The 1,281-nt window shown below is 73.2% G+C and carries 1 protein-coding gene; it reads left to right on the top strand.

Annotated features, from left to right (window positions below):
- Positions 1-380 precede the first annotated feature (380 nt).
- Positions 381-1,235, top strand: a complete 855-nt coding sequence (locus HW578_RS26730; protein ID WP_198373726.1) for a carbon-nitrogen hydrolase family protein — start codon at positions 381-383, stop codon at positions 1,233-1,235.
- The last annotated feature ends 46 nt before the right edge of the window (positions 1,236-1,281 follow it).

The following is a 1,281-nucleotide window of genomic DNA, read 5'->3' as shown; positions in this document are numbered from 1 at the left end:
CGGGCCGAGCCGCGGCTCGACTGGCCCAAGGCGGATCGCGGCGCGTGACGGGCACGCCGACGGCATGACGCGGCACGACATGCCGCGCCGACAGGCCGACCAGAAGCAGTGCTCCCTGCGGCCCGAAGCCTCGGTTCGGCCCGGGTGCGCCAATGCGAAGCGCGAGCGCAAGCCGGGTGGACGCCAGGCGCCGCCGGTCCGGGACCGGGGGGGATGGCCCGGCTCCCCATCGGACCATAGGGCATTCGGATCGCGCGACGCGCGATCCGGGAGCGCACGGCGCGACCGCGCCCAGACCGCACACCGGCGCCGGTGCGACAGTGCGAGGCGCGAAGGCAAGGCGGGCGGATGCCCGCCGCCCGCCGTTTGAGGGCGAAAAAATGCATCTCTCCGTCATCCAGATGAACCAGGGCAGCGACAAGGCCGCGAACCTGGCGCAGGCGCAGCGCCTGATCGAGGCGGCGGTCGCGGCCGACCGCCCCGCCCTGGTCTCCCTGCCCGAGACCTGGACCAACCTCGGCGGCGGGCGCGAGAGCCGGCGTGCCGCGGCCGAGGTGCTGCCCGCCCCGGGCGCCGAGGGCGGCCAGGCCTACGAGATGCTGCGCGGCCTGGCGCGCCGCCACGGCATCACGGTCCATGGCGGCTCCATCATCGAGGATGGCGGCGAGAAGCTGTTCAACACGACGCTGGTCTTCGATCCCGACGGGACCGAGATCGCGCGCTACCGCAAGATCCACCTGTTCGACATCACCGCGCCCGACGGTACGGGGTATCGCGAGAGCGCGCTGTATGGCGGCGGCACCGACCTCGCGCTGTTCGAGGCCGGGGGCATCCGCTTCGGCTGCACCATCTGCTACGACATGCGCTTCCCGGAACTCTACGTCGAACTGCGGCGGCGTGGCGCCGAGGCCATCCTTGTGCCCTCCAACTTCACGCTGCAGACCGGCAAGGACCATTGGGAGGCGCTGCTGCGCGCGCGCGCCATCGACACGCAGTGCTGGATCGTCGCCGCGGCCTCCTACGGCACCTACGAGGAACGCGGCGCGACGCGCAGCGTCTATGGCCATTCCCTGGTGGCCGATCCCTGGGGCCATGTGGTCGCGAAGTGCAGCGACGGCATGGGCTGGGCCACGGCACGCATCGACAGCGCCGTGACGGCGCGGGTGCGCGCGGGCATGCCGCTGCTGGAACACCGCGCGGCAGCGCGGGGCTGGGTCGCGAAGGCCGGCGCGTGAGCGCGCCGCGCCTCGCCATCCTCGCCGCGCAGAACGAGGCGGCGCG

The organism is Roseomonas rosulenta, assembly GCF_016106005.1.
In the GTDB taxonomy this organism is placed as follows: Bacteria; Pseudomonadota; Alphaproteobacteria; order Acetobacterales; family Acetobacteraceae; genus Neoroseomonas; species Neoroseomonas rosulenta.
Note: the sequence above shows the minus strand (reverse complement) of the source record. Positions and strands in the feature narration are given on the sequence as shown.